This is a genomic window from Flavobacterium sp. OHVDL-2026-0007 (assembly GCF_059882335.1).
The window spans coordinates 3,947,356-3,960,815 of record NZ_CM187612.1; the positions used below are offsets into that span (position 1 = coordinate 3,947,356).

A 13,460-nucleotide genomic window follows, 5' to 3' on the forward strand; every position below is an offset into this window, starting at 1 on the left:
TTCTTAGAACCACAAGGAACTAGAGCTTGAAAATAAAAATTGCAATTTAAAATAAAGAGATATGTTATACTATTTATTTGAATACTTGAGAAAAACATTAGATATGCCAGGGGCTGGGGTTTTCCAGTACATCACTTTTAGATCAGCTTTAGCCTTTATGCTTTCGTTGCTTCTTTCTACGATTTACGGGAAACGAATAATCAACTTTTTGCGCAATCAACAAGTAGGTGAGACGGTTCGTGAACTTGGTCTTGCTGGTCAGAATGAAAAGGCAGGTACACCAACGATGGGAGGCTTGATTATTATTTTCGCTACTCTTGTACCTGTACTACTGTTTGCTCGTTTACATAATATTTATATCGTATTGCTTATTGTAACCACTCTTTGGATGGGGGCAATCGGTTTTGTTGATGATTATATCAAAATATTCAAAAAGGATAAACAAGGACTTAAGGGAATTTTCAAAGTGATTGGTCAGGTAGGTTTAGGACTTATCGTAGGACTAGTACTTTATTTTAGTCCAGCCGTTACAGTAAGGACTGATACTGGTTATGTGGGTGGGGTTAAAAATGCCAACACATCCCTTGTAGCATCAGTGCCTCTCGAGGAGAAGTCTACCGCAACAACAATTCCTTTTGTGAAAAATAATGAATTTGATTATGCTGAATTACTAGCTTGGACTGGTGAGGATTATGAGAAATGGGCTTGGTTAATTTTTATTCCAGTGGTTATTTTTATTATCACAGCAGTCTCTAATGGAGCTAACTTAACAGATGGAATTGATGGGCTTGCTGCAGGTACCTCTGCAATATCGGTACTGGCACTGGGTATTTTTACCTTTGTTTCGGGTAATATTATTTTCTCGAATTATCTGAATATTATGTACATCCCCAATTCGGGTGAAATGACTGTTTTTATATCCGCTTTTGTGGGGGCTTTAATTGGATTTCTTTGGTACAACTCATACCCTGCTTCTGTCTTTATGGGGGATACAGGAAGTTTAACCATTGGAGGAATTATTGCTGTTTTAGCTATTGCGGTACGTAAAGAGATATTGATCGTTTTGTTTTGTGGGATTTTCTTAGCGGAAAGTGCTTCGGTTATTATTCAAGTGGCTTATTTTAAATATACAAAAAAACGTTTTGGTGAAGGTCGTCGAATTTTTCTGATGTCACCATTGCATCATCACTATCAAAAGAAGGGGTATCATGAAAGTAAGATTGTAACCCGATTTTGGATTGTGGCCATCATGTTAGCTATATTATCAATCGTTACTTTAAAATTAAGATAGATGAGATTGGTAGTTTTAGGAGGTGGAGAAAGTGGTGTAGGTACTGCTATTCTAGGTAAGAAAAAAGGATATGAAGTTTTTGTATCTGATTTTGGAAAGATCAAAGAGAGTTATAAAGAAGTTCTTATCATTAACGGAATTGCTTGGGAAGAAGAGCGGCATACCGAAGAGTTGATTTTGAATGCCGATGTGGTGATGAAAAGCCCTGGTATTCCTGAGAAGTCTCCCATAGTGCAAAAGCTATTGGCAGCGGGAATCAAAGTGATCTCAGAAATAGAATTTGCAACGCCTTTTACAGAGGCGCTGACTGTTGGAATTACTGGTAGCAACGGAAAGACCACCACTACAATGTTAACCTATCATTTATTAAAATCGGCAGGTCTCAATGTAGGCTTAGGTGGAAACATTGGAAAAAGCTTTGCCTGGCAGGTTGCTGAGAATAAATTTGATGCCTATGTGTTGGAGTTAAGTAGTTTTCAGCTCGACGGGATTGTCGATTACAGGCCGGATATCGCCATTATTACCAATATTAGTCCAGATCATTTAGATCGATACGAATATAAATATCAAAAATATATTGATTCAAAGTTCAGGATAACCATGAATCAGACCCCAAGTGATTATCTCATTTACGATGCAGACGATGAGGCGATAACAGAATGGCTAAAGAACAATACAACAAAAGCAAAATTAATTCCTTTCTCATTGTCTAAAGAATTCAGTGAAGGGGCTTCTATAAAAAACAACAAAATGGAAATAAAGATTAACCAAGAAGAGTTTACAATGGAAACAGAACACATTGCGTTAGAAGGAAAACATAATATGAAAAACGCAATGGCAGCAAGCTCTGTAGCAAAGTTGATGCAAATTAGAAATGCAACAATTCGCGAAAGTTTATCTAATTTTCAAGGTGTGGAGCACCGTTTGGAGAAAGTATTAAAAATTCAGAATGTTCAATATATCAACGATTCAAAAGCAACAAATGTAAATGCTACTTTTTTTGCTTTAGATAGTATGAATGTTCCAACCGTGTGGATTGTAGGTGGTGTGGATAAAGGAAATGATTATAACGAATTGATGTCATTGGTTCGTGAGAAAGTAAAAGCCATTATCTGTTTAGGAGTTGACAATCGCAAAATAATAGAGGCCTTTGGTAATGTTGTGGATGTGATGGTTGAAGTGAATAATATGAGTGATGCTGTGAAGACAGCGCAACGCATGACAGAAAAAGGAGATGCTGTTTTATTATCTCCAGCTTGTGCGAGTTTCGATTTATTTGAAAACTACGAAGATAGAGGAAGGCAATTTAAACAAGCCGTACACAATCTTTAAACGTTTTCCATTTCAGGTTTCAGGCACGTTAACGTAAAACCTGAAACTGGATATAGAAGAAATAAAGAAAAGATAAAACAGGAAATAAAAATTGAGATTATGAAAGAGCTGGTGAACAAATTAAAAGGAGATAGAGTAATATGGTCGTTTGTGGCCTTATTGGCGCTATTTTCATTTATGCCTGTTTTTAGTGCGAGTAGTAATTTGGCTTATATCGGTCATGGAACGGGAAATACCTTGGGTTATTTGGTGAAACATTTGGCGCATATTTGTATTGGTTTCTTGATTATTTATTGGGTGCATAAAGTGCCATATCATTATTTTAGAGCCATCTCAAAAGTGGCTTTACCTGTAGTTTGGATTTTGTTGGCGTATACGCTATTAAAGGGAACTGTAATTGCAGGGGCGAATGCAAGTCGTTGGATTCAGGTGCCTTTTATCGGGATCACTTTTCAAACATCAACTTTGGCTGCTATAGTGTTGTTTATATTTGTAGCACGCTATTTGTCCAAAACCAAAGAGGAAAATGAGCCTTTTCAGACTTCGTTAATACAGCTTTGGTTGCCCGTTTTTATTACGTTAGCGCTTATTCTACCGGCTAACTTTTCGACAACGGCTTTGATTTTTGCAATGGTAATTATGCTGACTTTTATTGGTAAATATCCTTTAAAGTATATTGGTTTTATTATAGGTTCGGGTATTGCAATGTTGGCTTTCTTTCTTTTAGTAGCTAAAGCTTTTCCGGATTCAAGATTCTTTAGTAGGGTTGGAACTTGGGGAAGTCGTATTGAAAACTTTACCACAGATAAACCTGATGAAGATGATTATCAGATTGAAAAGGCAAAAATCGCCATTGCATCTGGTAAATTAGGAGGTTTAGGACCAGGGAAAAGTGTTCAGAAGAATTTTTTACCACAGTCTTCTTCCGATTTTATTTATGCCATTATTGTTGAAGAGTATGGACTTGTAGGAGGAGTAGCTATATTGGTTTTGTACTTATTGCTGTTATTTCGATTTGTGATAGCTTCTCATAAAGCCAATACGATATTTGGAAAGCTTCTCGTCGTCGGACTCGGATTTCCCATGATTTTTCAGGCAATGATTAATATGGCTGTAGCGGTTGAATTGTTGCCAGTAACCGGACAAACCCTGCCGCTGATTAGTAGTGGAGGTAGTTCAATCTGGATGACGTGTTTCTCTCTTGGAATCATCATCAGTGTGACCAAAAAAGAAGAAGAGATTGCAGAGGAAAAAGAGGAGGCAGAAAGAAGAAAAGAAGCGCTTCAGCGATTAATTGATAAAGAAATGGCTGAAGAAGAAGGAACTCATGATCAGCTTGAACAGGATAAAGGGTATTCAATTGAGGATAATTCTCGAAATCCAATGGATGCAGTATTAAATAAATAAAGGGGTAAAAAAATATTATTTAAAGCGGTATAACTTTTATAAGTATGGCAAAGTATAAATTCATATTAAGTGGTGGTGGGACTGGAGGACATATTTATCCTGCAATTGCTATTGCTAATGAGTTAAAAATGCAATTTCCCGATGCTGAATTTCTTTTTGTTGGAGCTAAGGATAAAATGGAGATGCAAAAAGTCCCTCAGGCAGGCTACCCAATAAAAGGACTTTGGATTGCTGGTTTACAGCGAAAGTTGACCTTACAGAATATGATGTTTCCCTTGAAATTGGTTTCAAGTTTATGGGAATCTAGAAAAATAATAAAAGATTTTAAGCCTAATGTTGTGATAGGAACAGGTGGTTTTGCCAGTGGTCCTTTATTGCAGGCGGCTGGATCAGCTGGAATTCCAACGGTTATTCAGGAGCAAAATTCTTTTCCTGGGATTACCAATAAGTTGCTCAGTAAAAAAGCCAACGCTATTTGTGTAGCTTATCAAAATTTGGAGCGTTTTTTTCCAAAAGAAAAAATTGTTTTAACGGGGAATCCAGTGCGTCAAGATTTAATCGATATTGACAGTAAGCGTGAGGAAGCTATTGCTTTTTATGGTTTGGATTCGACTAAAAAAACGCTTTTAGTTTTAGGTGGAAGTTTAGGAGCTAGAAGGATTAATCAGTTAATCGAAAAAGAATTATCCAGTATACTTTCGCAGAATGTTCAGATCATCTGGCAATGTGGGAAGTTGTATTTGGAAGATTATAAAAAATACAATCAACCGAACGTAAGAGTAGTCGATTTTATTGAGAGAATGGATTTTGTTTATGCTGCGGCAGATATTGTTATATCTCGTGCAGGAGCCTCTTCTGTTTCGGAATTATGCATAGTGGGAAAACCGGTTGTTTTTATTCCGTCTCCTAACGTAGCAGAAGATCATCAGACCAAAAATGCACAAGCAATTGTGGATGCTAAAGGAGCTATTTTATTGAAAGAGGCAGTGTTGGAAAATGAATTTAGTATTGTTTTTGAAGCTTTGTTAAAAGATCAAGGAAAACAAAAACAGTTAAGTGATAATATAAAGCGATTGGCTATGCCAAAAGCAACCCAAGCGATAGTGGCAGAGATCGTTAAATTAATCAAATAGAAAAGCAGTTTTATTTTAAAAGAAAAAAATGAATTTAAATCAAATACAAAACGTTTACTTTATTGGCATTGGAGGCATCGGAATGAGTGCCCTGGCTCGCTATTTTAAAAATATCGGGAAACAGGTTTCGGGTTACGATAAAACGCCATCAATGTTGACAAATGAGTTGATTGAAGGTGGTATTGATATTCATTTTGAGGATAATATTAATTTGATTCCATCGGACTTTTTTGTGGAAAACACCTTGGTGATTATTACGCCAGCCGTGCCTAAAACACATTCAGAATGGAATTATTTTGTTGAGAGAGATTATGTTGTTAAAAAACGTGCAGAAGTTTTAGGAATCATTACTAAAGATACTTTTTGTTTTGCCGTTGCAGGGACTCATGGAAAAACGACAACTTCAAGTATTTTAGGACATATTTTGCACGAAAGTGGAGCAGATGTGACAGCTTTTGTAGGTGGAATTGTGGAGAATTACAATTCTAATTTAATTGGTAACGGTAAAACGGTTACCGTTGTAGAGGCAGATGAGTTTGATCGCTCATTTTTGCACTTACACCCGAATATTGCTTGTATCACATCAATGGATGCGGATCACTTGGATATTTACGGAACTAGTGAAGCTATTGAGGCTTCGTTTGTGGAGTTTGCATCAAAAGTAGAGGATAAAAATAATTTATTTATAACCAAAGAATTACCTCTTGAAGGAGTACAATGTGCTGTGAACGAGGATGCTGTATATAAGGCGTTTAATGTGCGTATTGAAGATGCGAGTTATGTTTTTGATGTGCAGACGCCGTCCGAAATCATGAAAGATTTACATTTTGGATTACCAGGTAAACACAATTTAATGAATGGGTTAATGGCTATTGCGATGGCGAAGACTTTCGGCACCCCGACCGACTTGATCGCAAAAGCCATTGCTTCATTCAGGGGAATAAGAAGGCGTTTTTCTTATCAGATTAAAACAGAAAAGTTGGTGTATATAGATGATTATGCACATCATCCTACGGAAATAAACGCGGTACATCAAGCTGTTAGAGAGCTGTATCCTAATCGTAAAGTGTTGGCCATTTTTCAGCCACATTTGTTTAGCAGAACAAGAGATTTTGCTGAGGGATTTGCTGCAAGTTTGTCTGCATTTGACGAAGTGTTGTTAATGGATATTTATCCTGCTCGGGAATTACCGATGGAAGGAATAACATCAGAATGGTTATTAGGAAAAATGACAAATTCTAACAAAAAAATTGTTGCAAAAAGTGATTTATTAGCGCAAATCAAATCCAGTGATGCGCCGATAATTGTAACAATAGGAGCTGGTGATCTTGGAGAAATGGTTCCATCGATTAAAAAAATGCTAAATGAAAATATTTAATTTGACAAATATTCGATTAATACTCATTTTAGGAGTCGTACTTTTTTTATATTCTTTCGCTCAGCATCGAAATGGAGATAGAAAATTGAAGAAATCTATGGTAGTTTTTGTAGGAGAAAACACTCTTTTTGTTAGACCGGAAACGGTTAATAAATTGTTGATAGAAAATAAAAAAGACGCTTCCAGTATCCGAAAAGTTGAGTTAGATTTGAATAAGATAGAAAAAACCCTTGATACGCAAGAGATGATTGAAAAATCGGATGTGTTTGTGAGTATTGATGGCGTTTTAAAAGCGAGGGTAAAACAGAAGACACCAATAGCAAGGGTTTATGATGGTGGTAGGTCATTTTACATTGACTATGAGGGTAATAAAATGCCTTTATCGGATAATTTTACAGCTCGAGTTCCTCTTGTTTCGGGGGCAATAAAGGATAAAAATAACGAAGATTTAGCTGCTTTATTTCGCACAATTTATGACGATGCGTTTTTGAGAAAAAACATCATTGCAATAGAGATTATGCCTAATGGTAGCTTAAAAATGTTTAATCGAAATTATAATTACTTCATCGATTTTGGCAGAACGATGAATGTTGATAAGAAATTTAGAAACTATAAAGCTTTTTTTCAAAAAGCAGTTTTAGATAGTTCGTTATATAAATACAATAAAATTGACCTTAGGTTTACGGAACAAGTAGTTTGCACAAAATAATAGAAAATGGAAAAAGATAACATTGCAGTAGGTCTAGATATTGGAACAACCAAAATAGTTGCCATGATAGGCAAGAAAAATGAGTATGGTAAGTTAGAAATTTTGGGTATTGGTAAATCCAAAAGTTTGGGAGTGGCGAGAGGTGTTGTAAACAATATTACGCAAACTATTCAATCGATTCAACAAGCCATCTTAGAAGCAGAGAATAATTCAGGTTATAAAATTAAAGATGTGGTTGTTGGTATAGCAGGACAACACATCAGAAGTATACAGCATACAGATTACATTAGTCGTCATAATCCAGAGGAGGTCATTGGAGAAAATGATATTCAACTTTTGATTGATCAGGTCAATAAATTGGCCATGTTACCAGGAGAAGAAATTATTCACGTATTGCCACAAGAGTTTAAAATTGACGGTCAATCGGAAATTAAGGAACCGATCGGAATGTACGGTGGAAGATTAGAATCAAGTTTTCACGTTGTAGTGGGACAGGCTTCCTCTATTAGAAACGTAGGGAGATGTATTCAAAGTTCAGGAATTGAATTATCAGGATTAACTTTAGAGCCTTTAGCTTCTGCAGATGCAGTTTTAAGTCAGGAAGAAAAAGAAGCGGGAGTAGCCATTATCGATATTGGTGGTGGAACAACAGATTTGGCCATCTTTAAGGATGGTATTATTCGTCATACAGCAGTGATTCCTTTTGGAGGAAATGTAATTACAGATGATATTAAAGAAGGTTGTTCAATTATCGAAAAACAAGCGGAACTTTTAAAAATTAAGTTCGGATCGGCTTGGCCAGGAGAAAACAAAGACAATGAAATTGTTTCAATCCCAGGTTTAAGAGGAAGAGAACCAAAAGAAATTTCGCTTAAAAACTTGTCTAAAATTATTCATGCTCGTGTAGTAGAAATAGTGGAACAAGTTTTTGCTGAAATTAAAGCATATGGACATGAAGATCCTCGTAAGAAATTAATTGCTGGAATTGTTTTAACAGGAGGCGGAGCTCAACTAAAACATATTAAACAGTTAGTGGAGTACATTACGGGTATGGATACTAGAATTGGATACCCAAATGAGCACTTAGCAGGAAACTCTAGTGAAGAAATATCGAGCCCATTATACGCAACTGCGGTTGGTTTAGTAATGAATAGTATCGAAAATAGTTCGCAAAGTGCTGTTAGAATGGAATTGGTTAACGAACAAGCCAAAGTGGTTTATAGAAATGGACCTCCTCCAGTACAGCAACGATACGAAGTTGAGGAAAACTACGTTGAAAGAGAAACAGTAGAAGAGTTTAGAGAAGCTAGAAATAACATGGTTAAAGAGGAGTCTACTGAAACTAAGATTAGAAGATCATTTTTTGATCGATATGTCGATAAAATCAAAGATTTTTTAGACAACGCAGAATAGAGTAAGAAAAGAATTTACTTATGGCCCCAAGTCAAGAAGTAAAAAATGTATTAAATAAGAATTTCAAAAACCAAAAAGATGATGAGCAACTCAGAATTTGGAAGTATTTCATTTGATTTACCAAAAAACCAATCAAATGTTATCAAAGTAATAGGTGTAGGTGGAGGTGGTAGTAATGCAATCAACCACATGTTTAAACAAGGTATTAAAGGCGTAGATTTTATCGTCTGTAATACCGATTCACAAGCACTACAAAGTAGTTCGGTACCTTGCAAAATCCAATTAGGTGTAAACCTAACAGAGGGTCTTGGAGCAGGAGCAAATCCTGACGTAGGACAACAATCTGCTATTGAAAGTATTGCGGATATCGAGAAAGTATTAGACCGTGGTACAAAGATGGTATTTATTACCGCTGGTATGGGTGGTGGAACCGGTACAGGTGCTGCTCCCGTAATTGCACAATTGGCCAAAGAAAGAGAAATCTTGACTGTTGGTATCGTGACGATTCCTTTTCAATTTGAAGGAAAGGTGCGTCAAGAACAAGCACTTTTAGGAATCGAAAAATTGCGTAAGCAAGTCGATTCATTAATTGTGATCAATAATAATAAGTTAAGAGAAGTATACGGAAATCTTGGTTTTAAAGCTGGATTCTCGAAAGCGGATGAAGTTTTAGCAACTGCCTCAAGAGGTATTGCTGAAGTTATTACACATCACTATACTCAAAATATCGATTTACGTGATGCTAAAACCGTACTGTCAAACAGTGGAACAGCGATCATGGGATCTTCTGTTGCTGAAGGGGAAAACCGTGCGAAAGATGCGATTATTTCAGCATTAGACTCTCCATTATTAAATGACAATAAAATTACAGGAGCCAAAAACGTATTGTTGCTTATCGTTTCTGGAGCTAACGAAATTACATTGGATGAGATTGGAGAAATCAATGATCATATTCAGGTAGAAGCAGGTCATAATGCTAATATTATCATGGGAGTTGGTGAAGACGAAACTCTTGGTGATGCTATTGCTGTTACTATTATTGCGACAGGTTTCGATGTTGAACAACAAAACGAAATTGTAAATACTGAGCCTAAAAAAATTATTCATACGTTAGAGGATGAGCAAAGAAGTGTTCATAATTTAACAAACAAACCACTTACTTCATTTGATGTAAATGCAGAAACACCTACTGCAAAAACAGAAGAAAAGATTGTTTTTGATTTGATGGAAGATACGGTTGCTCCCGTAATGCCTACTCCAGTTGCCCCAGTAGCGGTTGCTCCAGTGATGCCAGCTCCAATTGCTCCAGTAGCAGTTGCGCCAGTGATGCCTGCTCCGGTAGCGGTAGCTCCTGTGATGCCTACTCCAGTTGCTCCAGTAGCAGTTGCTCCAGTAGCGGTTGCTCCAGTGATGGCTGCTCCAGTTGCTCCAGTGGCTGTAGCTCCGGCTATTAATCAGGATGAGTTAGTAGTAATGTCAGAGTTTATTAAAAACCTTGATGTGACTTTTGAAATCGTTTCGCCAATTACGGACATCGATTTTACTATTTCAGCTCCTGAAGTACAAGCTTTTCAAGAAGTGAAGCCTGTTCAACAAAGAACTTTCGAAAGAGAAGAACAAACGACTTTCTCTTTTGACTTACCTCTTTTTAGATCAGAACCAGAAGTAAAAAGAGAGCCAGTTGTTGAGCAAGAGAGTAAAATTTTATTCGAATTGTCAAACGAAACTCGTAACATAAAAGTTAATGATCCTGTTCAATTTGTTCCTGTAACGGAACTTTCTGATAACGGAATCATTAAGTATTCTTTAGAGGAGTACATGGAGGTTGAGAATGATTTGATGGCTTCAAAACCTGTTGAGAAAGTAGTAGAAGAAGTAATTCCTGCAGAATTAAATATTACCATGAAACCAAAAGTTGACTTTGCTATGGAGGCAGCTTTTACTACTACGGATAATATTTCTCCGATGGAGTTAACAATCGAAGAAACTTTACGCTTAAGAGCAGAAGAGAGAAGAAAGAAATTGAAGGAATTCAATTATAAATTCCATAATAATGTTGCTAGAATTGACGAATTAGAAAAGGAGCCTGCTTATAAAAGATTAGGTATCGATCTTTCGAATTCACAATCAAACAACACCAATTCTAGAATATCAGTTGGTACAGATAGTAATAATGATTTACAATTGCGTTCTAACAATTCATTTTTGCACGATAATGTAGATTAATTATTTCATCACAATTATAGATAGCCCGAAAATTGGATTTAATTTTCGGGTTATTTTTTTTATCTTCGCACAGAATTTAAAAACTTGACTTCTTTATTTAGCTTTTTAAGTTAATCTTTAGGGTAAGTTCAGAATAAAATTTAAATATTTTATAAATCGATAAGCCTGGCTTATTTAAATAAAACAAAGATGAGTTTACAAACAATAATCATGGACGAAATTAAAACCGCCATGAGAGCAAAAGATACAGTTGCATTAGAAGCATTGAGAGCTATTAAATCAGAAATGTTATTAGCAGCTACTTCAACAGGGTCTAAAGAAGAATTAACTGAAGATGATGAGATTAAATTACTTCAGAGATTGGTTAAAACTCGTAAAGAAAGTGCTAGAATTTTCACCGAACAAAATCGTCCTGACTTAGCAGAACCAGAATTGGCTCAGGTTGCAGTAATAGAGAAGTTTTTACCTGCTCAATTAAGCGAAGAGGAAGTAGAAGCTGTAATTGCTAAAATTATCGCTGAAACTGGAGCTTCAGGAATTGCTTCGATGGGTAAAGTTATGGGATTAGCTTCTACACAATTAGGCGGAACTGCTGAAGGTAAAACGATCTCAGCGATCGTAAAAAAATTACTTGCATAATAAATTAGATTGCAGTTTTAAAATTCTAAGTGGAAATTTGGAGTTTTAAAACTGGAGTTTTAAAAGCATATTGACCACGTAGTTCAACTGGATAGAATATCAGATTTCGGCTCTGAGGGTTGGGGGTTCGAACCCCTCCGTGGTCACAAGAAAAAAGCAAAAGCCTGTAAAGTACTTATTTTACGGGCTTTTTTCGTTTGAATAAGTATGTCAGTCTTAGCTGTCGATTTTAGAGCACAATATTAGTTTGGACATTCAGTCAAGATTAATGATTATATGTAGGTTATGGACAACAGAAAGTTTATTTTAAGTTTAAAAAAAGGCAATGAAGATTCTTTCAAGGAAGCTTACCTTAATTACTATGATAAACTTATAAACATAGCCAAACGATTCAATTTTACAGTTCTTAACCCTGAAGACTTTGTTCAGGAAACTTTCCTAAGGCTTTACAATAAAAAAGAATTACTTAACGAAGAGGTTTTATTTGATAAACAATTGTTTACGATATGCAAAAATATCATTATCAATCATCTTAATAGAGAAAATAAAATAATTCAACTGGATCCTCTACAGTCCGAAGCTGTGCAAGAGGAAACTGATACAGGAATATTTGAAGAAAGAAGAGAAAAACTACATGCTGTCATAAATCAGCTTCCTGAACAGCAGCAAAAAATATTTACGTTACATAAACTGGAAAACCTTAGCTATAAGGAGATTGCGGAAATAACAAATCTTTCTGAAAAGACCATTGCCAATCATATTTACCTTGCCAGTAAATTTATTCGTAAAAAAATAGAAAACGATTAGGAAGTTTTATGTTCTCGTTTGTTATAGATATAAACGAGAACATAAAGATGAATATTGAAGTTTATAAAACAGATGTTACAGCTAAAGAAGACGCAAGATTTATTGTTACGCTTCTTCAATTTGTTATTTCTGATTGTATAATGAATTTTGATTTAGAAGATTCTAATCACGTCCTAAGAATTGAAACCAACCGAGACATTAAAGAAATGGTTTATGGTGTTTTTACTAAACAAGGATTTTATTGTCAAAAACTTTAATACTCAAAAGACATGGATGAAAATAAATTAGATGAAAAACTGAAAAAGATATGGAGTGAAAGCCCTATCGCACATTCTGATAGTGAAAAAGAAGCTTCATGGGAAGTATTCCAATCTAAAGTGTTTCCTTCAAAAAAGAAGAGATTTAAAATTTGGAGTTATGCTGCAGCGGCCGCAGTTATACTTTTTATAGGTATTGGAACTGGAATTTATTTCATGAGTGGTTCCGCAGAACAAACTTCAATATTGGCTTCTAACGTAATTGAAAATACGACTGCAAAAATAAAAACTATATTCTTACCGGATAGTTCGAAGGTTGAATTAGGTCTGAATTCTAAACTTAAATACGCTAATAATTTTGAAACCAATAGAAGGATTGAAATTGAGGGTGAAGGATATTTTAAAGTAAAAAAAGATAAAAAACATCCTTTTCAGGTTGTTTGTAATCAGACGACAACAACAGTATTAGGAACTTCTTTTAGTGTAATGGGCCAAGATGAAGATGGAGTAATAGTTAAGCTTTTTGAAGGAAGTGTTGAGATGAGTATAAAAGATCAGGAGAAAAAATGGATACTGGTACCAGGCGAAACCTTTAGTTATGGCAATAATATAGCTTCAGTTACTGAATTTAATAGGTTTACTGATTTTGACAATGAGAAGTTGACAACTGTAAGTGTATACATTGAGGAAACTTATGGTTACAAAGTGATAATTCCGGAGGACTATTTGAACCAGAGAATTACCGTACGGATCAATAAAAAAGAAGATTTAAAAACGATTATCCAACTAATATCAGAAATGTATAACCTAAACTTTGAAGTGAATGAAGAATTAAAACAGATTACTTTTCAATAGAAAAGAAAAGGAT

At 35.4% G+C, this 13,460-nt stretch carries 12 protein-coding genes and 1 tRNA gene; all 13 read left to right on the forward strand.

Annotation, left to right across the window (positions count from 1 at the left end; genetic code table 11):
• The first annotated feature begins 61 nt into the window (after nt 1-61).
• The 13 genes from mraY (at nt 62) to AC51AA_RS16335 (ending at nt 13,447) form a co-directional block, all read left to right on the forward strand.
• Nucleotides 62-1,291, forward strand: coding sequence for a phospho-N-acetylmuramoyl-pentapeptide-transferase (gene mraY / locus AC51AA_RS16275; RefSeq protein ID WP_500703269.1), 1,230 nt, complete (start codon nt 62-64; stop codon nt 1,289-1,291).
• Entirely contained in the window at nt 1,292-2,623 is a 1,332-nt protein-coding gene (murD, locus tag AC51AA_RS16280; protein WP_500703270.1) for a UDP-N-acetylmuramoyl-L-alanine--D-glutamate ligase, read from the forward strand. It abuts the gene before it with no gap.
• A 99-nt stretch (nt 2,624-2,722) separates the two neighbouring features.
• Nucleotides 2,723-4,030 carry an FtsW/RodA/SpoVE family cell cycle protein gene (locus AC51AA_RS16285; protein WP_500703271.1) on the forward strand — a complete coding sequence of 436 codons (1,308 nt, stop codon included), beginning with the start codon at nt 2,723-2,725 and terminating at the stop codon, nt 4,028-4,030.
• Between the two features lie 44 nt (nt 4,031-4,074).
• Nucleotides 4,075-5,163 (forward strand): undecaprenyldiphospho-muramoylpentapeptide beta-N-acetylglucosaminyltransferase, encoded by a 1,089-nt coding sequence (murG, locus tag AC51AA_RS16290; protein WP_500703272.1) that lies wholly within the window; start codon nt 4,075-4,077, stop codon nt 5,161-5,163.
• Nucleotides 5,164-5,191: 28 nt separating this feature from the next.
• On the forward strand, nt 5,192-6,541 hold the full coding sequence (gene murC, locus AC51AA_RS16295; protein ID WP_500703273.1) for a UDP-N-acetylmuramate--L-alanine ligase: 1,350 nt from the start codon (nt 5,192-5,194) through the stop codon (nt 6,539-6,541).
• Nucleotides 6,528-7,250 carry a cell division protein FtsQ/DivIB gene (locus AC51AA_RS16300; protein WP_500703274.1) on the forward strand — a complete coding sequence of 241 codons (723 nt, stop codon included), beginning with the start codon at nt 6,528-6,530 and terminating at the stop codon, nt 7,248-7,250. Before murC ends, AC51AA_RS16300 begins: the two co-directional genes overlap by 14 nt.
• 6 nt (nt 7,251-7,256) lie before the next feature.
• On the forward strand, nt 7,257-8,663 hold the full coding sequence (gene ftsA, locus AC51AA_RS16305) for a cell division protein FtsA (protein ID WP_500703275.1): 1,407 nt from the start codon (nt 7,257-7,259) through the stop codon (nt 8,661-8,663).
• A gap of 78 nt (nt 8,664-8,741) precedes the next feature.
• A complete protein-coding gene (ftsZ, locus tag AC51AA_RS16310; RefSeq protein WP_500703276.1) occupies nt 8,742-10,889 on the forward strand; it encodes a cell division protein FtsZ in 2,148 nt (715 codons plus the stop codon).
• 189 nt (nt 10,890-11,078) lie between these two features.
• Complete coding sequence (locus AC51AA_RS16315) at nt 11,079-11,528, forward strand: GatB/YqeY domain-containing protein (protein WP_500703277.1); 450 nt, start codon at nt 11,079-11,081, stop codon at nt 11,526-11,528.
• Between the two features lie 72 nt (nt 11,529-11,600).
• A tRNA-Arg gene (locus tag AC51AA_RS16320) sits at nt 11,601-11,674 on the forward strand.
• Nucleotides 11,675-11,813: 139 nt separating this feature from the next.
• Nucleotides 11,814-12,335, forward strand: coding sequence for an RNA polymerase sigma factor (locus AC51AA_RS16325; RefSeq protein WP_500703278.1), 522 nt, complete (start codon nt 11,814-11,816; stop codon nt 12,333-12,335).
• Between the two features lie 47 nt (nt 12,336-12,382).
• Nucleotides 12,383-12,592: a hypothetical protein gene (locus tag AC51AA_RS16330; RefSeq protein WP_500703279.1), complete on the forward strand. Its 210-nt coding sequence runs from the start codon at nt 12,383-12,385 to the stop codon at nt 12,590-12,592.
• 12 nt (nt 12,593-12,604) lie between these two features.
• On the forward strand, nt 12,605-13,447 hold the full coding sequence (locus tag AC51AA_RS16335; protein ID WP_500703280.1) for a FecR family protein: 843 nt from the start codon (nt 12,605-12,607) through the stop codon (nt 13,445-13,447).
• Nucleotides 13,448-13,460: the final 13 nt, after the last annotated feature.

Excerpts from the sequence above, each read along its gene's own strand:
- mraY (WP_500703269.1), top strand. The coding sequence starts at position 62 with ATGTTATACTATTTATTTGAATACTTGAGAAAAACATTAGATATGCCA.
- murD (WP_500703270.1), top strand. The coding sequence starts at position 1,292 with ATGAGATTGGTAGTTTTAGGAGGTGGAGAAAGTGGTGTAGGTACTGCT.
- AC51AA_RS16285 (WP_500703271.1), top strand. The coding sequence starts at position 2,723 with ATGAAAGAGCTGGTGAACAAATTAAAAGGAGATAGAGTAATATGGTCG.
- murG (WP_500703272.1), top strand. The coding sequence starts at position 4,075 with ATGGCAAAGTATAAATTCATATTAAGTGGTGGTGGGACTGGAGGACAT.
- murC (WP_500703273.1), top strand. The coding sequence starts at position 5,192 with ATGAATTTAAATCAAATACAAAACGTTTACTTTATTGGCATTGGAGGC.
- AC51AA_RS16300 (WP_500703274.1), top strand. The coding sequence starts at position 6,528 with ATGAAAATATTTAATTTGACAAATATTCGATTAATACTCATTTTAGGA.
- ftsA (WP_500703275.1), top strand. The coding sequence starts at position 7,257 with ATGGAAAAAGATAACATTGCAGTAGGTCTAGATATTGGAACAACCAAA.
- ftsZ (WP_500703276.1), top strand. The coding sequence starts at position 8,742 with ATGATGAGCAACTCAGAATTTGGAAGTATTTCATTTGATTTACCAAAA.
- AC51AA_RS16315 (WP_500703277.1), top strand. The coding sequence starts at position 11,079 with ATGAGTTTACAAACAATAATCATGGACGAAATTAAAACCGCCATGAGA.
- AC51AA_RS16325 (WP_500703278.1), top strand. The coding sequence starts at position 11,814 with ATGGACAACAGAAAGTTTATTTTAAGTTTAAAAAAAGGCAATGAAGAT.
- AC51AA_RS16330 (WP_500703279.1), top strand. The coding sequence starts at position 12,383 with ATGAATATTGAAGTTTATAAAACAGATGTTACAGCTAAAGAAGACGCA.
- AC51AA_RS16335 (WP_500703280.1), top strand. The coding sequence starts at position 12,605 with ATGGATGAAAATAAATTAGATGAAAAACTGAAAAAGATATGGAGTGAA.